This window comes from Pseudomonas sp. 58 R 3, from assembly GCF_900006605.1.
Lineage (GTDB): Bacteria > Pseudomonadota > Gammaproteobacteria > Pseudomonadales > Pseudomonadaceae > Aquipseudomonas > Aquipseudomonas salomonii.
This window is the reverse complement of the sequence record NZ_CVTT01000038.1, coordinates 474,486-495,273: the sequence shown is the minus strand read 5'-3', so window position 1 is coordinate 495,273 and position 20,788 is coordinate 474,486. Positions and strand designations below refer to the sequence as shown.

At 61.1% G+C, this 20,788-nt stretch carries 19 protein-coding genes; 10 read left to right on the top strand and 9 right to left on the bottom strand.

Going from position 1 to position 20,788, the window contains the following annotated elements:
* Nucleotides 1–43 precede the first annotated feature (43 nt).
* Together olsB and BFP92_RS08005 are read left to right on the top strand one after the other, a co-directional pair.
* Nucleotides 44–799 (top strand): L-ornithine N(alpha)-acyltransferase, encoded by a 756-nt coding sequence (gene olsB / locus BFP92_RS08010; RefSeq protein WP_017137255.1) that lies wholly within the window; start codon nucleotides 44–46, stop codon nucleotides 797–799.
* The gene (locus tag BFP92_RS08005; RefSeq protein WP_065929053.1) at nucleotides 799–1,590 is read left to right on the top strand and encodes a lysophospholipid acyltransferase family protein; all 792 of its coding nucleotides are present in this window, start codon (nucleotides 799–801) and stop codon (nucleotides 1,588–1,590) included. The genes olsB and BFP92_RS08005 overlap by 1 nt, the downstream gene beginning before the upstream one ends.
* Before the next feature lie 109 nt (nucleotides 1,591–1,699).
* On the opposite strand, the gene BFP92_RS08000 is transcribed toward BFP92_RS08005, so the two are convergent.
* Complete coding sequence (locus BFP92_RS08000) at nucleotides 1,700–2,284, bottom strand: acyl carrier protein phosphodiesterase (protein WP_065929052.1); 585 nt, start codon at nucleotides 2,282–2,284, stop codon at nucleotides 1,700–1,702.
* Nucleotides 2,285–2,438: 154 nt separating this feature from the next.
* On the opposite strand from BFP92_RS08000, the gene BFP92_RS07995 reads away from it, so the two are divergent.
* Genes BFP92_RS07995 through BFP92_RS07985 form a run of 3 tightly spaced genes read left to right on the top strand, consistent with a single transcriptional unit; the run spans nucleotide 2,439 to nucleotide 5,032 of the window.
* On the top strand, nucleotides 2,439–2,765 hold the full coding sequence (locus BFP92_RS07995) for an ArsR/SmtB family transcription factor (protein WP_017137252.1): 327 nt from the start codon (nucleotides 2,439–2,441) through the stop codon (nucleotides 2,763–2,765).
* Nucleotides 2,766–2,778: 13 nt separating this feature from the next.
* Nucleotides 2,779–3,945 (top strand): MFS transporter, encoded by a 1,167-nt coding sequence (locus BFP92_RS07990; RefSeq protein ID WP_065929051.1) that lies wholly within the window; start codon nucleotides 2,779–2,781, stop codon nucleotides 3,943–3,945.
* 31 nt (nucleotides 3,946–3,976) lie between these two features.
* Nucleotides 3,977–5,032 (top strand): alkene reductase, encoded by a 1,056-nt coding sequence (locus BFP92_RS07985; protein ID WP_065929050.1) that lies wholly within the window; start codon nucleotides 3,977–3,979, stop codon nucleotides 5,030–5,032.
* Nucleotides 5,033–5,429: 397 nt separating this feature from the next.
* Here BFP92_RS07985 and BFP92_RS07980 read toward each other — a convergent pair whose 3' ends face one another.
* Complete coding sequence (locus BFP92_RS07980) at nucleotides 5,430–6,062, bottom strand: TetR family transcriptional regulator (protein ID WP_056857447.1); 633 nt, start codon at nucleotides 6,060–6,062, stop codon at nucleotides 5,430–5,432.
* 265 nt (nucleotides 6,063–6,327) lie between these two features.
* Here BFP92_RS07980 and BFP92_RS07975 point away from each other — a divergent pair, with 265 nt between their 5' ends.
* Genes BFP92_RS07975 through adeC form a run of 3 tightly spaced genes read left to right on the top strand, consistent with a single transcriptional unit; the run spans nucleotide 6,328 to nucleotide 12,101 of the window.
* Nucleotides 6,328–7,482, top strand: coding sequence for an efflux RND transporter periplasmic adaptor subunit (locus BFP92_RS07975; protein WP_065929049.1), 1,155 nt, complete (start codon nucleotides 6,328–6,330; stop codon nucleotides 7,480–7,482).
* Between the two features lie 3 nt (nucleotides 7,483–7,485).
* The gene (locus tag BFP92_RS07970) at nucleotides 7,486–10,647 is read left to right on the top strand and encodes an efflux RND transporter permease subunit (protein WP_065929048.1); all 3,162 of its coding nucleotides are present in this window, start codon (nucleotides 7,486–7,488) and stop codon (nucleotides 10,645–10,647) included.
* Nucleotides 10,644–12,101, top strand: coding sequence for an AdeC/AdeK/OprM family multidrug efflux complex outer membrane factor (gene adeC, locus BFP92_RS07965; protein WP_065929047.1), 1,458 nt, complete (start codon nucleotides 10,644–10,646; stop codon nucleotides 12,099–12,101). Before BFP92_RS07970 ends, adeC begins: the two co-directional genes overlap by 4 nt.
* A 94-nt stretch (nucleotides 12,102–12,195) precedes the next feature.
* Here the strand turns inward: adeC and BFP92_RS07960 are convergent, their stop codons facing one another.
* The gene (locus tag BFP92_RS07960; protein WP_065929046.1) at nucleotides 12,196–12,636 is read right to left on the bottom strand and encodes a hypothetical protein; all 441 of its coding nucleotides are present in this window, start codon (nucleotides 12,634–12,636) and stop codon (nucleotides 12,196–12,198) included.
* A 251-nt stretch (nucleotides 12,637–12,887) separates the two neighbouring features.
* Between BFP92_RS07960 and BFP92_RS07955 the strand changes: the two genes are divergently transcribed.
* Entirely contained in the window at nucleotides 12,888–14,138 is a 1,251-nt protein-coding gene (locus BFP92_RS07955; protein ID WP_065929045.1) for an OprD family porin, read from the top strand.
* Nucleotides 14,139–14,221: 83 nt separating this feature from the next.
* On the top strand, nucleotides 14,222–15,109 hold the full coding sequence (locus BFP92_RS07950) for a polysaccharide deacetylase family protein (RefSeq protein ID WP_065929044.1): 888 nt from the start codon (nucleotides 14,222–14,224) through the stop codon (nucleotides 15,107–15,109).
* Between the two features lie 117 nt (nucleotides 15,110–15,226).
* Here BFP92_RS07950 and pcaC read toward each other — a convergent pair whose 3' ends face one another.
* The 6 genes from pcaC to pcaH all read right to left on the bottom strand — a co-directional run bounded on the left by pcaC (nucleotide 15,227) and on the right by pcaH (nucleotide 20,788).
* Complete coding sequence (gene pcaC, locus BFP92_RS07945) at nucleotides 15,227–15,625, bottom strand: 4-carboxymuconolactone decarboxylase (RefSeq protein WP_056857455.1); 399 nt, start codon at nucleotides 15,623–15,625, stop codon at nucleotides 15,227–15,229.
* Between the two features lie 228 nt (nucleotides 15,626–15,853).
* Nucleotides 15,854–16,645, bottom strand: a complete 792-nt coding sequence (gene pcaD / locus BFP92_RS07940; protein ID WP_065929043.1) for a 3-oxoadipate enol-lactonase — start codon at nucleotides 16,643–16,645, stop codon at nucleotides 15,854–15,856.
* Between the two features lie 10 nt (nucleotides 16,646–16,655).
* Nucleotides 16,656–18,020 carry a 3-carboxy-cis,cis-muconate cycloisomerase gene (locus BFP92_RS07935; protein ID WP_065929042.1) on the bottom strand — a complete coding sequence of 455 codons (1,365 nt, stop codon included), beginning with the start codon at nucleotides 18,018–18,020 and terminating at the stop codon, nucleotides 16,656–16,658.
* A gap of 9 nt (nucleotides 18,021–18,029) precedes the next feature.
* Nucleotides 18,030–19,325, bottom strand: a complete 1,296-nt coding sequence (locus BFP92_RS07930) for an MFS family transporter (protein WP_065929041.1) — start codon at nucleotides 19,323–19,325, stop codon at nucleotides 18,030–18,032.
* Nucleotides 19,326–19,515: 190 nt separating this feature from the next.
* Complete coding sequence (pcaG, locus tag BFP92_RS07925; protein ID WP_058421728.1) at nucleotides 19,516–20,082, bottom strand: protocatechuate 3,4-dioxygenase subunit alpha; 567 nt, start codon at nucleotides 20,080–20,082, stop codon at nucleotides 19,516–19,518.
* A 1-nt stretch (nucleotide 20,083) separates the two neighbouring features.
* Entirely contained in the window at nucleotides 20,084–20,788 is a 705-nt protein-coding gene (pcaH, locus tag BFP92_RS07920; protein ID WP_065929040.1) for a protocatechuate 3,4-dioxygenase subunit beta, read from the bottom strand.

Genomic DNA, 20,788 nt, shown 5'->3' with positions numbered 1-20,788 from the left:
CAAGTCGACCGGCCGGTACGTGGCCGGCACTCGGAGATTCGCCATGACTCAGATCGCCCGCATCAGCGACACCGGCAATGAACGCCGCCTGCAAGCCGAACGCCTGGTTGGCGCCAAGGCTTTGCAGGAAGCCCAGGCCCTGCGTTTCAACGTGTTCAGCGGCGAGTTCAACGCCAAGCTGAAAGGCGCGGAACAGGGTCTGGACATGGATGACTATGATGTTCACTGCAGCCACATCGGCGTGCGGGACTTGAACAGCGGTCGACTGGTAGCCACCACCCGTTTGCTCGACCACCAGGCCGCCAGCACCTTGGGCCGGTTTTACAGCGAAGAAGAATTCAGCCTGCACGGCTTGCTGCACTTGCAAGGCCCGATCCTGGAGATCGGCCGCACGTGCGTCGACCCGGCCTATCGCAACGGCGGCACCATCGCGGTGTTGTGGGGCGAATTGGCCGAAGTGCTCAACCAGGGCGGCTACAGCTACCTGATGGGGTGCGCGAGCATCCCGATGCACGACGGCGGCATCCAGGCCCACGCGATCATGCAGCGCCTGCGCGAACGCTACCTGTGCAACGAACACCTGCGCGCCGAACCGAAAAAACCACTGCCGGCGCTGGACCTGCCGTCCAACGTGATCGCGGAAATGCCGCCGTTGCTCAAGGCTTATATGCGCCTGGGGGCGAAGATCTGCGGCGAGCCGTGCTGGGATGAGGATTTCCAGGTGGCCGACGTGTTCATCCTGCTCAAGCGCGATGAGTTGTGCCCGCGCTACGCCCGCCACTTCAAGGCGGCCATGTGATGGGCCGCCTGCGCATATACGGGCGCATTGCCCGGGTGCTGCTGGTGGTGGCGCTGGGGTTGAGCATGGCCAGTGTGTTTGGTGTGTTCGAGCGTTTGCGCATTGCCAACTCGATGGTGCGGCGCCAGCGTTGGTCGCGGTTTTTTATGGCGCGGCTGACCAACGCCCTGCCCTTTCGCGTGACGGTACACGGTGAGCTCCCGACACAGCCGATGCTGTGGGTGAGCAATCACGTGTCCTGGACCGACATTCCGCTGCTCGGCGCGGTGGCGCCGATGTCGTTTTTGTCCAAGGCCGAAGTGCGCACCTGGCCGGTGGCCGGCTGGTTGGCGGCGAAGGCCGGCAGCTTGTTTATTCGCCGTGGCTCGGGCGACAGCCAGTTGATTCGCAAGCAGATGACCCGGCACCTGGAGCAACAGCATCCGCTGCTGATGTTCCCCGAAGGCACCACCACCGACGGGCGCAGCCTGCGTACGTTCCACGGGCGCTTGCTGGCCAGTGCGATTGATGCGGATGTGTCGCTGCAACCGGTGGCGATTCGTTATTTGCGTGATGGGCAGGTGGATGCGCTGGCGCCGTTTATTGGCGATGACGATTTGCTCTCGCACCTGATGCGTCTGTTTAGTCATGACCAGGGTGATGTGGAGATTCATGTGCTCCAGCCGATTGCCTGTGCCGGGCAGGAACGTGCGGCGCTGGCGTATCAGGCGCAGCAGGCGGTGCAGAAGGCGTTGTTTGGGCCGGTGCCGGAAACTGAGCACGTGGCGGTGCGACCGGCGTTTGCTGCCTAAAGCGGGCACGGTCAAAAAATGTGGGAGCGGGCTTGCTCGCGAATGCAGTCTGTCAGCAACAAATAGGCTGACTGATACACCGCATTCGCGAGCAAGCCCGCTCCCACATTTAGATCCCACTCATCAGTTGGGCTTGTGCGAATTTCTGCAATTCGGGGTAGAACACCCGGAAGTCTTCGCTCAACGGCTCATACAACTTCCGCAACTCCTGCATCGCATGCCCCAGCTCCTGTGGCTGGGTGAGCCGCCGCGAAATCCCGCGCAGCACCTGCTCCATCACCGCAAACTCGCGGTACGAGCCCAACCAATCATCCGCCGCCATATAGGGTGCAATCTGCGCCAGCCGCCCCGGCAACTGCGGCTCGGCCGCCAGCACGCGGTACACCTGCGCGGTGAAGCGTTCCAGCGGTTGGTCGGCGTACAGCGTCCAATCCCGCGCCAGGCAGTGGTCGAAAAACACATCGAGGACAATCCCGGCGTAGCGCTTGCGGGTCAGGCTGAAGCGTGACAACGCCTCACCCACCAACGGGTGGCTGTCGGTAAAGCGGTCGATCGAGCGGTGCAACTGAATCGCCGACTCGATTTGCGGGCTGAACTGGCCTTGCAGGCGGCCTTTTACAAAGTCGCCATACAGGCTGCCGAGCAATTGAGCAGGAAGTTGGCCGCCCAGGTGCAGATGTGCGAGATAATTCATGCCGCGCAGTCTACCACTGCCGCTTACGTATCGTTATAACCCGATATACCGAAATAGCCTGACCTCAGATCAAAATCATATTGGTATATCGGGATAGACCGATTTAAAGTTCGCCTCATCGCGATATAACGCTGTACGAAACCGAGCAACCGCCATGTCCATCGACCTCGACGAAATAATAAAAGCCCTGGCACACCCAGTACGACGAGACATCCTCACCTGGCTGAAAGACCCGAAGGTGCAGTTCCCCGAGCAGGTGCACAACCATGAATACGGCATTTGTGCCGGGCAGATCGACCAGCGTTGCGGCTTGTCCCAATCGACCGTATCGGCGCACCTGGCCACCTTGCAACGCGCCGGGTTGATCAGCAGCCAAAAGGCCGGGCAGTGGCACTTTTTCAAACGCAACGAGGCAACCATCCAGGCCTTCCTCGCGGCGCTCATCACCGAACTCAGCGCTGACGAAAACGCAGCGCTGTAACAAGGAAATACCCATGCCTCTCTCGCTACTCATACTGGCCCTCAGCGCCTTTGCCATCGGCACCACCGAGTTCGTCATCATGGGCTTGCTGCCCGATGTGGCGGCGGACTTGGGCGTGTCGATCCCCGGCGCCGGCTGGCTGGTCACCGGCTACGCCCTGGGCGTGGCCATCGGCGCGCCGTTCATGGCACTGGCCACCGCCAGGCTGCCACGCAAGGCCGCGCTGGTAGCGTTGATGGGCATCTTTATTGTCGGCAACCTGCTCTGCGCCCTGGCCAGTGACTACAACGTGCTGATGTTTGCCCGTGTGGTCACCGCGCTGTGCCACGGTGCATTCTTTGGTATTGGTTCGGTGGTGGCGGCCAACCTGGTGCCGGCCAACAAACGCGCTTCGGCCGTGGCGTTGATGTTCACCGGTTTGACCCTGGCCAACGTGCTCGGCGTGCCGCTGGGCACCGCGCTGGGCCAGGCCACCGGCTGGCGCTCCACGTTCTTTGCCGTCACGGTGATCGGCGTAATCGCGCTGATCGGCCTGATCCGCTTTCTGCCCGCCAAGCGTGACGAAGAAAAACTCGACATGCGCGCCGAACTTAAAGCCCTTAAAGGCGCCGGCATCTGGTTGTCGCTGACCATGACGGCATTGTTCTCCGCGTCGATGTTCACCCTCTTTACGTACGTCGCGCCGCTGCTCGGCGATGTCACCGGCGTGTCGCCCAAAGGCGTGACCTGGACCCTGCTGCTGATCGGCCTGGGCCTGACCGTCGGCAACATCATCGGCGGCAAGCTGGCGGATAAACGCCTGGCGGCCACCCTGATCGGCGTGTTTATCAGCATGGCAGTGGTCTCCACGGTGCTGACCTGGACGAGCGTCGCGGTGATCCCGACGGAAATCACCCTGTTCCTGTGGGCCACCGCCTCGTTTGCCGCCGTACCGGCGCTGCAGATCAACGTGGTGACCTTCGGCAAGGCCGCTCCGAACCTGGTGTCCACCTTGAATATCGGCGCCTTCAACATCGGCAACGCCCTCGGCGCCTGGGTCGGCGGCAGCGTGATTGCCCACGGTTTCGGCCTGACCAGCGTGCCTTTGGCGGCAGCGGCCCTGGCGATCCTGGCCCTGCTGGTGACCTTGATGACTTTCCGTCAGAGCGGCGATGCCGACCTGGCCCCTGCGACCCACTGATCAATCCACTTAAAGAGAAGGGTGTTTTCCCATGACGACTATTTTCGATCCGATCACACTGGGCGACCTGCAATTGTCCAACCGCATCATCATGGCGCCGCTGACCCGCTGCCGCGCCGATGAAGGCCGCGTACCCAATGCGCTGATGGCCGAGTACTACGTGCAACGCGCTTCCGCCGGGCTGATCCTCAGCGAAGCCACCTCCGTGACGCCGCTGGGCGTTGGCTACCCGGACACTCCCGGCATCTGGTCCAACGACCAGGTACGCGGCTGGGCCAATGTCACCAAGGCCATCCACGGCGCGGGCGGCAAGATCTTCCTGCAACTGTGGCATGTGGGCCGTATCTCCCATGAGTCGTACCTGAACGGCGAAACCCCGGTGGCGCCGAGTGCCATCCAGCCTAAAGGCCACGTCAGCCTGGTTCGCCCGCTGGCCGACTACCCGACGCCGCGCGCTCTGGAAACCGCTGAAATCGCCGACATCGTTGACGCTTACCGCGTCGGTGCCGAGAACGCCAAGGCGGCAGGCTTTGACGGCGTGGAGATCCACGGCGCCAACGGCTACCTGCTCGACCAGTTCCTGCAAAGCAGCACCAACCAGCGCACCGATAACTACGGCGGCTCCCTGGAAAACCGCGCTCGCCTGCTGCTGGAAGTGACCGACGCGGCCATCGAAGTCTGGGGCGCCGGCCGTGTGGGTGTGCACCTGGCCCCCCGCGCCGACTCCCATGACATGGGCGACGATAACCTGGCGGAAACCTTCACCTACGTCGCCAGCGAGCTGGGCAAGCGTGGCATCGCGTTTATCTGCTCCCGTGAAAAAGAAGCTGGCGACAGCCTCGGCCCACAGCTGAAAAAAGCCTTCGGCGGCGCGTACATCGCCAACGAACGCTTCACCAAAGACAGCGCCAACGCCTGGCTGGCGGCCGGCAAGGCCGATGCGGTGGCCTTCGGCGTGCCGTTCATTGCCAACCCGGACCTGCCGGCGCGTTTGAAGGCCGATGCGCCGTTGAACGAACCGCACCCGGAAACCTTCTACGCTAAAGGCCCGGTGGGTTACATCGACTACCCGACGCTGGCGTTGTAATCGCCTGAAACGCAAAAAGCCCCGGCTGGCAACAACCGGGGCTTTTTTACACCTGCCTGAAAAACGCCGCAGATCTACTGTGGGAGCGGGCTTGCTCGCGAAAGCGGTGAGTCAGTCAAAGATGTATCAACTGGCAGCACGCCTTCGCGAGCAAGCCCGCTCCCACATTTGATCGTTCCCGCACCCTGGACGCTCTGCGTCTGCCCATGGTTCGCACAGAGCCTGGGAAACACTCCTTCACAGCCTTGCAACAAAATCGCTACAAAATACTTAGGCGGCTACCTATCAACCGCCCGCCAGCCCGTATATAAAGTCACCCCACAAATCCTGCGAAGGGACGATTGACGGTCTCTGGACTTTACTGTTGACACAACTGGATGCAATTACGCATTTTGTCTTAATTGCGCAGGCTGGGGCTCAAGCGCAGCATGTCCAGCCCTGCGTCCACCCAGCGTTCAGCGTCCTGATGCAATTGGAAGCTGTCGGGTACCAACAGCCACTGGCCAATCAAGCCATGGATGTAAGCATGAATGCACACCGCGCCCCGTGTGGTGTCGAGGTTTTCCGGAAGTTGCCCGCGATGGACCGCGTTGCGCAGTGTCAGGCCGATGCGCAGGTTGCATTCCAGGCTGTGGGTCTGGCGTTGGCGCCGCATGTCGCACATCTCATCGGTGAACTCGCACTTATGAAACAGGATTTCGTTGATGCGCCGGGTTTTCGGGTCCAGGGCCACTTGATGATAAAGATGGATCAACAGCTTGCGCATACAGCCCAGCGGGTCGACTTCATCCTCGCTTTCACTGGCCCGGGCCAATTCGTCCAGGGGTTCGTGCAGCGTGTCGAGCAGTGCCTGGAGCAAATCGGACTTGTTACTGAAATGCCAATAGATAGCCCCGCGCGTCACGCCGGCCAACGCGGCGATGTCCGCCAGCGTGGTGCGGGCCACTCCGCGTTGATAAAAGGCTTGCTCGGCGGCGTCGAGAATCTGGCTGCGCGTTTCCTGAGCTTCCTCTTTGGTGCGACGAACCATGGCAGTAAAACCTCAATCAGGACACTGTGGATGGTGCTTGAGCATCATCTGAATAATTGTGGGACGACGTCGTCTTGGGCGCCGAACGTACTAAAATCGAGGCTTTGGCGGATGCTTTGTCAACAATCCGCGAAACCTGTCAAGAGTTTACAAACAACCGTGAACGTAAGTATATTGCGTAGCAAGCTACTTATCCACTCACGGCTTGTTTTTTACCCTTCCACACTTCTTGTGCGCACTCTGCGCGCCTGACCCGAGGATCTTCATGCAACTTAAGCCAGCTGTTACCGCTCTGGTCACTGCCGTCGCCCTGGCATCGCTGCTCAGCGGATGTAAAAAGGAAGAAGCGGCTCCGCCCGCTCAAACCCCTCAGGTCGGCGTGGTCACCATTCAACCGCAAGCCTTCACCCTGACGTCCGAATTGCCAGGCCGCACCACCGCCTACCGCATCGCGGAAGTTCGTCCCCAGGTGAACGGCATCATTCTCAAGCGCCTGTTCAAGGAAGGCGCCGACGTGAAGGAAGGGCAACAGCTCTACCAGATCGACCCGTCGGTGTATGACGCCACCCTCAAAAGCGCACAAGCGAAACTGACCCAGACCAAGTCCATCACCGACCGCTACAAGCAACTTGTCGATGAGCAAGCCGTCAGCCGTCAGGAATACGACACCGCCGTGGCCAACCGCATGACGTCTGAAGCCGACGTGCAAACCGCCCAGATCAACGTGCGCTACACCAAAGTGTTCGCGCCGATCTCCGGGCGTATTGGTCGTTCTTCGGTCACCGAAGGCGCGCTGGTCAGCAATGGCCAGGCCGATGCCATGGCCGTGATTCAGCAACTGGACCCGATCTACGTCGACGTCACCCAGTCTTCGGCTGAAATGCTGAAACTGCGCCGCGACCTGGAAAGCGGCCAGCTGGAGAAAGCCGGCGAAAACGCGGCCAAGGTCAAGCTGACCCTGGAAGACGGCAGCGCCTACGCCCAGGACGGCAAGCTGGAGTTCTCCGAAGTGTCGGTTGACCAGACTACTGGCTCCGTGACCCTGCGCGCCGTATTCCCCAACCCTGACCACACCCTGCTGCCAGGCATGTTCGTGCACGCCCAACTGCAGGCCGGTGTGAACAGCAAGGCCATCCTGGCACCGCAGCAAGGCGTGACCCGTGACCTGAAGGGCACGCCAACGGCGCTTATCGTCAACGCCGACAACAAGGTCGAGCAGCGCGAACTGGTAGCCAACCGTACGTACGGCGCCTACTGGCTGGTGGAAAAAGGCCTGAACGCCGGCGACCGTGTGATCACAGAAGGCTTGCAATACGTCAAGCCGGGCGTCGAGGTCAAAGTCAAGCCGGCCGACAACGCCAAGCCTGCTGACGCTGGCAGTGCTGCTGCTCCTGCTGCCGCTGCTGGCAAAGGGGAGTAATCCATGTCGAAATTCTTTATCGACCGTCCCATTTTCGCCTGGGTTATTGCCCTGGTGATCATGCTGGTCGGGGCACTTTCGATCATGAAGCTGCCCATCAACCAATACCCGGCCATCGCGCCGACCGCCATCGACATCCAGGTGACCTACCCAGGCGCGTCCGCACAAACCGTGCAGGACACCGTGGTGCAGGTGATCGAGCAACAGCTCAACGGTATCGACAACCTGCGTTATGTTTCCTCGGACAGTAACTCCGACGGCAGCATGACCATCACCGTGACGTTCAACCAGGGTACCAACCCGGATATCGCCCAGGTTCAGGTGCAGAACAAGCTGAACCTGGCGACCCCACTGCTGCCGCAAGAAGTGCAGCAGCAGGGTATCCGCGTGACCAAGTCGGTGAAGAACTTCCTGATGGTGATCGGTCTGGTGTCCGAAGACGGCAGCATGACCAAGGACGACCTGTCCAACTACATCGTGTCCAACATCCAGGACCCGATTTCCCGTACGGCGGGTGTCGGTGACTTCCAGGTGTTCGGTTCGCAGTACGCCATGCGTATCTGGCTGGACCCGGCCAAGCTGAACAACTACCAGCTCACGCCGGTGGATGTCAGCGCCGCGATCTCTGCGCAGAACGTACAGGTGGCTACCGGCCAACTGGGCGGCCTGCCTGCCCTGCCCGGCACACAACTGAACGCCACAATCATTGGCAAGACCCGCCTGCAGACAGCTGAGCAGTTCGGCAACATTCTGATGAAGGTCAATACCGACGGCTCACAGGTGCGCCTGAAAGATGTCGCCCGTATTGAACTCGGTGGTCAGAACTACAGCATCGCTGCGCAGTTCAACGGCAAGCCGGCTTCCGGTATGGCGATCAAGCTGGCTTCGGGCGCCAACGCCCTGGACACCGGCAAGGCCATCCGCGCCACCGTGGCGTCGCTGGAACCGTTCTTCCCGCCCGGTATGAAGGCGGTGGTGCCGTATGACACCACCCCTGTCGTTACCGAATCGATCTCCGGGGTAGTCGACACCCTGGTCGAAGCGATCGTGCTGGTGTTCCTGGTGATGTTCCTGTTCCTGCAGAACTTCCGCGCCACCATCATCACCACCATGACCGTACCGGTCGTACTGTTGGGTACCTTCGGGATCCTGGCCGCGTTCGGTTTCACCATCAACACCCTGACCATGTTCGGCATGATCCTGGCCATCGGCCTGCTGGTGGACGATGCCATCGTGGTGGTGGAAAACGTCGAACGGGTAATGGCTGAGGAACACTTGTCGCCCAAAGAGGCGACGGTCAAGTCCATGGGCCAGATCCAGGGCGCCCTGGTGGGTATTGCCCTGGTACTGTCGGCGGTGCTGTTGCCGATGGCGTTCTTCGGTGGTTCCACCGGTGTGATTTACAAACAGTTCTCCATCACCATCGTTTCGGCCATGGCGTTGTCGGTACTGGTTGCGCTGATTTTCACCCCGGCGTTGTGCGCCACCATGCTCAAGCCGATCGATCCGGAAAAGCACGGCCAACCCAAGCGTGGTTTCTTCGGCTGGTTCAACCGCACCTTCGACCGTGGCGTACTGAGCTACGAGCGCGGCGTGGGCAACATGATCAGGCACAAGATTCCTGCGTTCCTGGTGTACGCGCTGATCTTCGCCGGCATGATCTGGCTGTTCATGCGCATTCCTGCAGCGTTCCTGCCCGATGAAGACCAGGGCGTGATCTTTGCTCAGGTGCAGACGCCGGTCGGTTCCACGGCTGAGCGTACGCAAAAAGTCATCGACGACATGCGTGCGTATCTGCTCAACGACAAGGAAGGCGAACCGGGCGAAGGCAAAGGCGTGAAATCGGTGTTTACCGTAAACGGCTTCAACTTCGCCGGTCGTGGCCAAAGCTCTGGCCTGGCCTTTGTGATGCTCAAGCCGTGGGGCGAACGTGACGCCTCCAACTCGGTGTTCGAGATCGCCAAGCGCGCCCAGGGCTACTTCATGCAGACCTTCAAGGACGCCATGGTATTTGCCATCGTGCCGCCGTCTGTACTGGAACTGGGTAACGCCACCGGCTTCGACGTGTTCCTGCAAGACCAGGGCGGTGTCGGCCACGATAAATTGATGGCGGCGCGTAACCAGTTCCTCGGTATGGCAGCACAGAGCAAGATTCTGGCAGGCGTGCGCCCCAACGGCGTGAACGATGAGCCGCAGTACGAACTCACCGTCGACGACGAGAAGGCCAGCGCCCAGGGCATCACCCTGTCGAACATCAACCAGACCCTGGCGATTGCCTTGGGTGGCAGCTACGTCAACGACTTCATCGACCGCGGTCGGGTGAAGAAGGTGTATGTGCAAGGTGACGCCGCCAGCCGCATGTCGCCTGAAGACCTGGACAAATGGTACGTGCGCAGCGACTCCGGGAAGATGGTGCCGTTGTCCTCCATCGCATCGGGCAAGTGGATTTACGGTTCGCCGAAACTGTCGCGCTACAACGGTGTAGCGGCGATGGAAATCCTCGGCACCCCGGCGCCGGGCTACAGTACCGGTGACGCCATGACCGAAGTCGAGCGTATTGCCAAGCAACTGCCGGCAGGTATCGGCTATGCATGGACCGGCCTGTCGTATGAAGAGCGTCTGTCCGGCTCCCAGGCGCCAGCGCTGTACGCCTTGTCGCTGCTGGTGGTGTTCCTCTGCCTCGCGGCACTGTATGAAAGCTGGTCGATCCCGATCGCGGTCATCCTGGTAGTGCCCCTGGGGGTTGTGGGCGCATTGATGGCGACCAGCTTGCGCGGGTTGTCCAACGACGTGTTCTTCCAGGTGGGCCTGTTGGTGACGGTGGGCTTGGCGGCGAAAAACGCCATCCTGATCGTGGAGTTTGCCAAAGAGCTCCACGAACAAGGCAAAGGCATCGTCGAGGCGGCTATCGAAGCGTCCCGCATGCGTCTGCGGCCGATCATCATGACCTCCATGGCGTTCGTCCTCGGCGTATTGCCACTGGCAATCTCCACCGGCGCGGGCTCAGGTAGCCAGCATGCAATCGGTACCGGCGTAATTGGCGGTATGATCACAGCGACGGTCCTGGCGATCTTCTGGGTACCCCTGTTCTTCGCGACCGTTTCGGCTGCGGGCGAACGCAAAAAGAAAGACACTACTGAAACTCCTAAAGAGGCTGGCCAATGAGCAAGTCGCTACTTTCCTTAGCCGTCACCGCATTCGTGCTCAGTGGCTGCTCGCTGATCCCTGACTACCAGCGCCCTGAAGCGCCGGTAGCAGCCCAGTTCCCGCAGGGGCCGGCGTACTCGTCGGCCCAGGCGCCGGGCCAGGCCGCTGCCGAGCAAGGCTGGAAGCAGTTTTTCCATGACCCTGCCCTGCAACAGCTGATTCAGACCGCGTTGGTGAACAACCGTGACCTGCGTGTCGCGGCCCTGAACATCGACGCCTATGCGGCGCAGTACCAGATCCAGCGTGCCGACCTGTTCCCGGCGGTTTCGGCCACCGGCAGCGGCAGCCGTTCGCGTACCCCGGCCAAGCTGTCGCAGACCGGCGAATCGAGCATCTCCAGCCAGTACTCGGCGGGCCTGGGTATCAGCTCGTATGAGCTGGACCTGTTCGGTCGCGTGCGCAGCCTCAGTGAAGAAGCCCTGCAAAAGTACTTCGCCACTGAAGAAGCACGGCGCAGCACCCAGATCAGCCTGGTGGCCAGTGTGGCGAATGCCTACCTGACCTGGCAGGCCGACAAGGAACTGCTCAAGCTGACCCAGGACACCCTCGGCGCGTTCGAGCAGAGCTTCAAGCTGACCTCGCGCAGCAACGAAGTCGGCGTGGCCTCGGCCCTCGACTTGAGCCAGGCACGCACCTCGGTGGAAAACGCCCGTGTTCAATTGGCGCGCTATACGCGTCAGGTGGCCCAGGACGAAAACAGCCTGACCCTGTTGCTGGGCACCGGCCTGCCGGCCAATATCGCCAGCAAGCCACTGTCGGATGACCTGCTCAGCGAAGTGCCGGCCGGGTTGCCATCCGACCTGCTGCAACGTCGCCCTGACATTGTGCAGGCCGAGTACAACCTCAAAGCCGCCAACGCCAACATCGGCGCGGCCCGTGCTGCGTTCTTCCCGAGCATCAGCCTGACCGCCAGCGCCGGTACCGCCAGCCCTACCCTGGGTGGCCTGTTCAAAGGCGGTTCGGGCACCTGGTCGTTTGCTCCGCAGATCAACATCCCGATCTTCAACGCCGGTAGCCTGCGCGCAAGCCTGGACTACTCGAAGATCCAGAAAGAGATCAACGTGGCCAACTACGAGAAGGCCATCCAGACCGGCTTCCAGGAAGTCTCGGACGGCCTCGCCGCCCGTGAGACCTACAAGCAGCAGCTGGATGCCCAACGTGGCTTCGTCGCGGCCAACCAGGATTACTACCGCCTGGCCGAGCGTCGCTACCGCATTGGTGTCGACAGCAACCTGACCTTCCTCGACGCCCAGCGCCAACTGTTCAGTGCCCAGCAATCGCTGATCACCGACCGCCTGGCGCAGCTCAACAGCGAGGTCAACCTGTACAAGGCCCTCGGCGGCGGCTGGAACGAGCAGACGGCCAAGAACGAGCCGTTGAAAGAAGAAGCACCGGCGCTGAAGTTGTTCTGATGCAATTGTAAAAACTAGCGCCGCAGTAAACAAAAACCGCTTCCGTCACCGGAAGCGGTTTTTTTATGCCCGCCAACTTGCTACGACCTATTACTCAAGTGCTCACCTTCAAGGTCTGACACCGGACCTCTAGATCCTTGCCAGCATCCTGAAAATAGATTGAAAAGCTGCCAGTCACCGTCGTGACACCATACTCGCTGGTGTTGACCGACTCGACGTTGAACATTCCGGAGTAATCCGCCGGTAGCGACTGCGTGTAGTTTGCCAAAGCGAAGCGTGCCGCCACGCCTTTGAATATTGGAGAAATCGGATAAGTCATACCCGATGCCAGCACAGTCCCACTCAGTGTCAGTTCATTTTTTTGGCCTGAGTCATTCACCAGACCGAGGTGAATAAAAAATGATTCGCCCTTTTTATAAGTCAATTGGAAGCTGTTGAAATCAATCGGGATCGTTTCTTGATCATCGATGATCAAGTCTGCCCTGAACTCATCCGACGTCGTTAAATAGCCACCCATCTCTGATCCAAAGCTCATGAAATTCCACTCCTTAGATACCTTCAAAAAATGTTGCTGTCGCCTGGAACATAAGCCGCTGGAGCCACAACATCTACTGTCAACACTGACAGTAGACACCTGCGCCAATGCGCCTGAAGCTGACATGCTGATCCCCCTTATTTGCGTTCGATCATCGCCCACAACCCGCTCTCCCCCACTTTCATCGCCCCCGCACCGCCCCGCACCATGGCCCGCACCTGCATAACCCCAATAACAACAGGTCCAACACCATGAGCACGTTCCGCCCGCGCCAGCTATTGCTGGCAACCGCTGTCGCCAGCCTTGCCCTGCCCGTCGTCGCTGAAGAGCACGGTTTTCTCGAAGACGCCAGCGCCAACCTCAACCTGCGCAATTTCTTCTTCAACCGCAATTACACCAACCCGACCAAAAGCCAGGGCGGCGCGCAGGAGTGGACGCAAAGTTTCATCCTCGACGCCCGCTCCGGCTTCACCCAGGGCACGGTGGGTTTCGGTATGGATGTATTGGGCATGTACTCACAAAAGCTCGATGGCGGGCGCGGCACCGGTGGCACCCAGCTGTTGCCGCTGGACCGCGACGGCCGCCCGGCGGACAACTTCGGGCGTCTCGGGGTCGCGTTCAAGGCGCGGATCTCCAAGACCGAAGTCAAGGTCGGCGAATGGATGCCGGTGCTGCCGATTTTGCGCTCGGACGACGGCCGCTCCCTGCCGCAAACCCTGCGTGGCGGGCAGATCACTTCCAGGGAAATCGACGGCCTGACCCTCTACGGCGGCCAGTTCCGCGCCAACAGCCCGCGCGACGACAGCAGCATGACCGACATGTCGATGGTCGGTAAAACCGCTTTCACCTCCGACCGCTTCAACTTCCAGGGCGGTGAATACGCCTTCAACGACAAACACACCCAAATTGGCGTATGGAATGCCCAACTCAAGGACATTTACAGCCAGCAATACATCAACCTGACCCACAGCCAAGCTGTGGGCAGCTGGACCCTGGGCGCCAACCTCGGGTTCTTCTACGGCAAGGACGACGGCAGCGCCCGCGCAGGCGAGCTGGACAACAAGACCTGGTCCGGCCTGTTCTCCGCCCGTTACGGCGGCAACACCTTCTATGTCGGCCTGCAAAAACTCACCGGCAACAGTGCCTGGATGCGCGTCAACGGCACCAGCGGCGGCACCCTGGCCAACGACAGTTATAACTCCAGCTACGACAACGCCCAGGAAAAATCCTGGCAAGTGCGCCACGACTACAACTTCGCCGCACTCGGCATACCGGGCCTGACCTTGATGAACCGTTATATCAGCGGTAGCAACGTGCATACCGGCACCCTCACCGACGGCAAGGAGTGGGGGCGCGAGAGTGAAGTGGGCTACACGGTGCAAAGCGGCACCTTCAGAGACCTGAACGTGCGGTGGCGCAATTCCACGATGCGCAGGGACTACAGCAACAATGAGTTTGATGAGAACCGGTTGATCGTCAGCTATCCGATAAGTCTGCTGTAAACCGGCGTCGGACTTACTGTATGGTGCGCGCCTGCCGCTGCTGATCCGCCCAGCAGCGGCCTCTATTCGAGCACATGCACACCATGAAATCCTTCGTCATGCTGGTCCTGGCCCTGAGCCTTTGCGGCTGCATCGGCGCACCTGTCGTTCTGACGCCGCAGACCGAACAACGCCTGCAAACCCAGGCACCGATTCGCTTCCTGTTGACCTTCGACGACGGCCCCAGCGCCTCGGGTTACAACAACCCCAGCCGCTCCGTAATTGCCGACCTTGCACACAACCCGGTGCTGCCAGGCATCAAGGCGGTGTTTTTCCTGCAGACCGAAGCGTCCCGCTCCGGTGGCAGCCCGCGGGGTCGCAAGACCATGGCGCGCGAATACGCCGCCGGGCATGTGCTGGCGTTCCACACCGCCACGGCGTTTCACACCAACCATCGCTGGCTCAGTGATGCCGAGCTGGAAAGCACCCTCACCGAGGGCGCAGCCGACATTGCCTCAATCACCGGCACCGCACCGACGCTGGTACGCCCGCCGTTCTGGAACTATGACAAGCGCACCTTCGCCGCTTACCAGCGCCATGGCATGCAGGTATTGCTCACGGACCTGAGTGCCAATGACGGCAAGATCTGGGGGTTCAATGCCAGCCCACGCCGGCGGGCGAATTTGTATCGGCAACTGTCAGTGGTGCGCGAGCGCATTGCCTTGGGCGAACTGCCGACGGTGGACGGTGTGATACCGGTGGTGGTGACCTTCCACGATATCAACCGCTACACCGCACGGCATATGCAGGAATACTTGCAGATCCTGATGGACAGCGCACGGATCAACGGCATGAAGGTCGCTGCCGAGCCGTTCTACACCGAGCATGCCGGGCTGGAGCGCGCAGCATTGGCGCGCACGGTAAAGGATGTGAATGAAGCCGTGCATTTGCCGGGGGTGTGGAATTGGGTGTGGGATGCGGACTCACACTGACCTTGCACACACAGAAGGCTTCCTGTGGGAGCTGGCTTGCCTGCGATGGCATCACCTCGGTTTAACTGACAAACCGAGTTGCCTGTATCGCAGGCAAGCCAGCTCCCACATTCAGGCTCAATCCTGCTGGCGTGACTCCACGCCCAGTTCATCCCACACCGACTCGGCCAGGTGGAACGTCGCATTCGCCGCCGGTATGCCGCAGTAGATCGCGCTTTGCATCAGCACTTCCTTGATCTCGGCACGGGTCACGCCGTTGCTGGCGGCCGCGCGCAGGTGCAGCTTCAACTCTTCACTGCGGTTCATGCCGATCAGCATGGCGATGGTGATCAGGCTGCGGGTATGCCGCGGCAGGCCGGGGCGGGTCCAGATATCACCCCAGGCGTGGCGGGTGATCATTTCCTGGAACTCGCTGTTGAACTCGGTCAGGGCATTGAGGCTGCGGTCGACATGGGCGTCGCCCAGCACTTCGCGGCGCACTTGCAGGCCATCGGCATAACGTTGTTTCTCGTCCACAAAAACTCCTTAAACAGTTGATAGAAGCCCGATCACTTGTGGCGAGCAGGCTTGTTGTGGCGAGCAGGCTTGCCCTGCGTTGGGCTGCGAAGCGGCCCCAAAACCTGGCGATGAGGTTCATCTGGAAGAACGGGGTGACTGTATCAGGGCCGCTTCGCGCCCCAACGCAGGGCAAGCCTGCTCGCCACAACAAGTCAGCTCTCCAGAACAAGCTCGCTTACCACAGGTTTAATCAGCCAACAGGAACGCCAGCACGCGCTCGCTGAACGCCGCGCCGGCTTGTACGTTGGACAGGTGCGCCGCATAGAACTCGGCGTACTCGGCGCCCTTGACCTGGTTCTGGATAAAGCGGCTGCCGGCCGGCGGCGTGACGGCATCTTCGGTGCCGGCAATCGCCAGGGTCGGCACTTTGATCCTGGACAGATGCTCGCGCAAATCCGCATCACGTACGGCCGCGCAGTTGGCGGCATAACCTTGAGGCGATGTGGCGGCGAGCATGTCAGTGATCTGCTGGGCCTGGTGCGGGTTGGCGGCGGCGAAATCGGCGGTGAACCAGCGTGCAATCGACGCATCGCGCAATGCAACCATGGCCGCCGCGCCGTCGCGCAGCACCATCTCGATACGTGGGTTCCAGATTTCCGGCGTGCCGATCCTGGCGGCGGTGTTACACACCACAAGACGCAGCAGACGATCACCTGCGTGAATGCCCAGCCACTGGCCGATCAGGCCACCCATCGACAGCCCGCAAAAATGCGCGCGTTGGATATCCAGCGCATCCAGCAGCGCGATCACGTCATGACCCAGTTGCTCAATGCTGTACGGGCCCTCGGTGACCAGGGATTTGCCATGCCCACGGGTGTCGAAACGCAGCACGCGAAAGTGCTTGATGAAGGCCGGGATCTGGATGTCCCACATATGCAGGTCGGTGCCCAACGAGTTGGACAGCACCAGCACCGGCGCGCCCTCAGGCCCGTCCAGTTGGTAATGCAATGGGCCATCGGCCAGTTGTACAAAAGCCACAGCGGTCTCCTTACGCGGTCAATGCAAAATGGTCGGTTACGGCGCGGGTGACCCAGGTGTGGGCCTGGCCCAGGTAATGGGCCGGATCGAGCAGGCGGTCCAGCTCCGCCGCCGACAACTCGGCGGTGACCTGCGCTTCATCCGCCAGCACTGCGCGCAGATGGCGCCGTTCGGCGACGGCGCGTTTACAGCATTGCTCCAAAAGATGGTGAGCGGTCTCACGGCCCAGGCGTTGGGCAAGCACGATGCTCACGGCTTCGGCCAGCACCAGGCCTTGGGTGAGGTCAAGGTTGCGCGCCATGCGCTCGGGGTCGACCTCCAGGCCTTGGCTTACCAGCAGCGCCTGTTTCAAGGCACCCGACACCAGCCGGCAAATCTCCGGCAGGGTTTCCCACTCGGCGTGCCACAGGCCCAGGCTGCGCTCATGCTCCTGGGGCATGGCGCTGAACATCGTCGCCACCAGCCCCGGCACGCGGGTGGCCGCGCTGATCAATACGGCGGCGCCCACCGGGTTACGCTTGTGCGGCATGGTCGACGAGCCGCCTTTGCCGGGCGCCGATGGCTCGAACAGCTCCGCCGCTTCGGTCTGCATCAACAGGCTGAGGTCGCGCCCCAGCTTGCCGAGGCTGCCGGCGATCAGGCCGAGCACGCCGGCAAACTCCACCAGCCGATCACGTTGGGTGTGCCAGGGTTGCTCGGGCAGGCCCAGTTGCAACTCCGTTGCCAAGGCCTGCGCCACCGGCATGGCGTGCTCACCGAGTGCCGCCAGGGTGCCGGATGCACCGCCGAACTGCAGCACCAGCAAGCGCGGCTTCAGCTCGGCCAGGCGTTGGCGACAGCGCGTCACCGCGCCCAGCCAACCGGCGATTTTCATCCCGAGGGTGACCGGCGTCGCATGCTGCAACCAGGTTCGCCCAGCCAGGGGCACGTCGGCATAACGCTGTGCCTGCACAGCAAGCACCTCGCCCAATTGCGCCAGGTCCGCTTCAATCAGCGCCAACGCCTGGCGCAGTTGCAACACCAGCCCGGTGTCCATCACATCCTGGCTGGTCGCGCCCAGGTGCACGTAACGCTCGGCGCCGGCATCTTCAGCGGCAATCAACTTGCCCAAGGCCTTTACCAGTGGAATCGCCGAATTCCCCGCCGAGGCAATCGCCTCACCGAGGGCGTCCACATCGTAAAGCGACGCCAGGCACGCCTGGGCAATCGGCGCGACGGCAGCTTGCGGAATCAACCCGACCCGGGCCTCGGCCCGGGCCAGCGCCGCTTCGAAATCCAGCATGCCCTGCAAACGTCCCTGGTCACAGAACACTTCGGCCATGCTGTCAGCGGTGAAGTAAGCGTCGAACAGTTGATTGCTCGTGCGCAGTGTCATAACTCATCCCTAGAGGTCGTGGTGTAGATAAGCCGCCTGTTTGGGCAGACGCAGGCTGAACAGGAAGGCGACCGCCATCATCGCGGTGACGTACCAGTAAAAGGTATTTTCCATGCCGATGGATTTCAGGCTCAGCGCGACAACTTCAGCCGAACCACCGAAAATCGCATTCGCCACCGCATAGGCCAGGCCTACACCCAGTGCGCGCACCTGCGGCGGGAACATCTCGGCTTTGACCAGGCCGCTGATCGAGGTGTAGAAGCTGACGATCGCCAAGGCCAGGGTGATCAGCACAAAGGCCAGGAACGGGCTGGTGACGGTTTTCAAGGTCAGCAGGATCGGCACGGTGAACAGCGTGCCCAGGCCTGCGAACCACAGCATCGAATTACGTCGACCGATCTTGTCCGCCAACATGCCGAACAGCGGCTGCATGCACATGTACAGGAACAGCGCGCCGGTCATGATGTAGCTCGAGGTCTTGGCGTGCATGCCGACGGTGTTCACCAGGTATTTCTGCATGTACGTGGTGAAGGTGTAGAAAATCAGCGAGCCACCGGCGGTGTAGCCCAACACGGTAATGAACGCTTTGCCGTGGTCGCGGAACAACGCGACGATGCTGCCGGCGTCTTTGTCTTCACGCATTTCCTTGCTGGTGGTTTCTTTCAAGGTGCGACGCAGCAGCAGGGAGATCACCGCAGCAATGGCGCCGATCACGAACGGAATGCGCCAGCCCCAGGCGCGCAGTTCTTCTTCGCTGAGGATCTGTTGCAGGATCACCACCACCAGCACCGCCAGCAATTGGCCGCCGATCAGGGTCACGTATTGGAATGAGGCAAAAAAGCCGCGCTGGCCCTTGAGTGCCACTTCACTCATGTAGGTCGCCGTGGTGCCGTATTCGCCCCCCACCGACAGGCCCTGGAACAGGCGAGCCACCAGCAGCAGGGCCGGCGCCCAGGCGCCGATATCTTTGTAGGTGGGCAAAAAGGCGATGACCAGGGAACCGGCGCACATCATCAGCACCGAGATCATCATCGAATTTTTACGCCCGTGCTTGTCGGCCACTCGGCCAAACAGCCAGCCGCCAATAGGGCGCATCAGGAACCCGGCGGCAAATACACCGGCGGTGTTGAGCAGTTGGACCGTGGGATCGTCCGAGGGGAAAAACGCCGGGGCAAAATAGATCGCGCAGAAGGCATACACATAGAAGTCGAACCATTCGACCAGATTGCCGGAGGAGGCCCCGACAATCGCAAAAATCCGTTTGCTGCGTTCTTCTCCGGTGTAGTGACTCGTTGTTGTTGTCATGTTTTTTACTCAGTGGGAACGGTTATAGCCTAGACATACTTTGCAACAACCATGTTCCGCAAGCAGACTTTTGGTGATCGTTCCCACGCTCTGCGTGGGAATGCCGCCTGGGACGCTCCGCGTCCGCTCTGTAAATCGTGACGCAGAGCGTCACAGGATGCGTTCCCACGCGGAGCGTGGGAACGATCACTCAATAGTCGAAGAACACCGTTTCCTTGTCTGTGCCCTGCAAAATCACATTCCACTGATGCACACCCTGAGCATCCGGCTTGGCAATCAACGTGCCGCGACGTTCAGCCGGCACACACGCCAGCAACGGGTCATCGCCATTCAACGCTTCACCGTCAAAATAAATCCGCGTCAGCAAGTGCTTGACCAAACCACGGGCAAACACCAGCACCACCAGATGCGGCGCCTGGGTCGTGCCTTGCAGGCCCGGCACACTGCCCGGCTTGATGGTGGTAAACCGAAAACGCCCTTCGGCGTCCACCGGCACCCGGCCGAACCCTTCAAAGTTGGGATCGACGGCCTTGGCCTGCTCGTCTTCGGGGTGGTCGTACTTGCCGGCGGCATTGGCCTGCCAGACTTCCAGCATGGCGTCGTTGACGACATCACCGTTGCCGTCCACCACTTGCCCGCTGATTGCCACGCGCTCGCCCAAGGTGGCCGGCACGGTCAGGTCTTCGCGGTTCAGCCAGGTCAGGCCGATATGGTAATACGGCCCGACGGTGTGGGACGTGGTCGCATTAAGGGTCATCTCATTTCTCCATCGGCGTGGCGTCGCGGCCGCGCAAAACGATGTCCCAGCGATAGCCGAGGGCATAGGACGGAACGGTTTTTTCCAGATCAAAACGCGCGATCAGGCGCTGCTTGGCGCTGGTGTCCGGCACGCAGTTGTAGATCGGGTCGTATTCCAGCAACGGGTCGCCGGGGAAATACATCTGCGTGACCAGCCGCGTCAGCACGCTGGGGCCAAACAGCGAGAAGTGAATATGCGCCGGGCGCCATGCGTTGTGGTGGTTGCCCCACGGGTAAGCGCCGGGTTTGATGGTCTGGAACTGGTACCAGCCGTCGGCGTCGGTGACGGTGCGGCCGGTGCCGGTAAAGTTCGGGTCCAGCGGCGCGTCGTGCAGGTCGCGTTTGTGGTTGTAGCGACCGGCGGCGTTGGCCTGCCAGATCTCCACCAGAATCCCCGGCACCGGCAGGCCGTTTTCATCCAGCACACGGCCGTGGATGATGATGCGCTCGCCCTGGGGCTCGCCTTCGTGCTGGGCGGTGAGGTCGTTGTCCTTCTCGTTGATCCGCTCGGCGCCGATGGTCGGGCCGGTTATTTCCGACAAGGAATGGGGCAGAAACACCAACGGCTGGGACGGCGAACGCAGGTTCGTCGACTGGTAGGCCGGGTGCAGGTAATCAGGTTGGGTGCCCGCTTGCGGGCGCCGGTAACCGGGCTTGTCACTCAT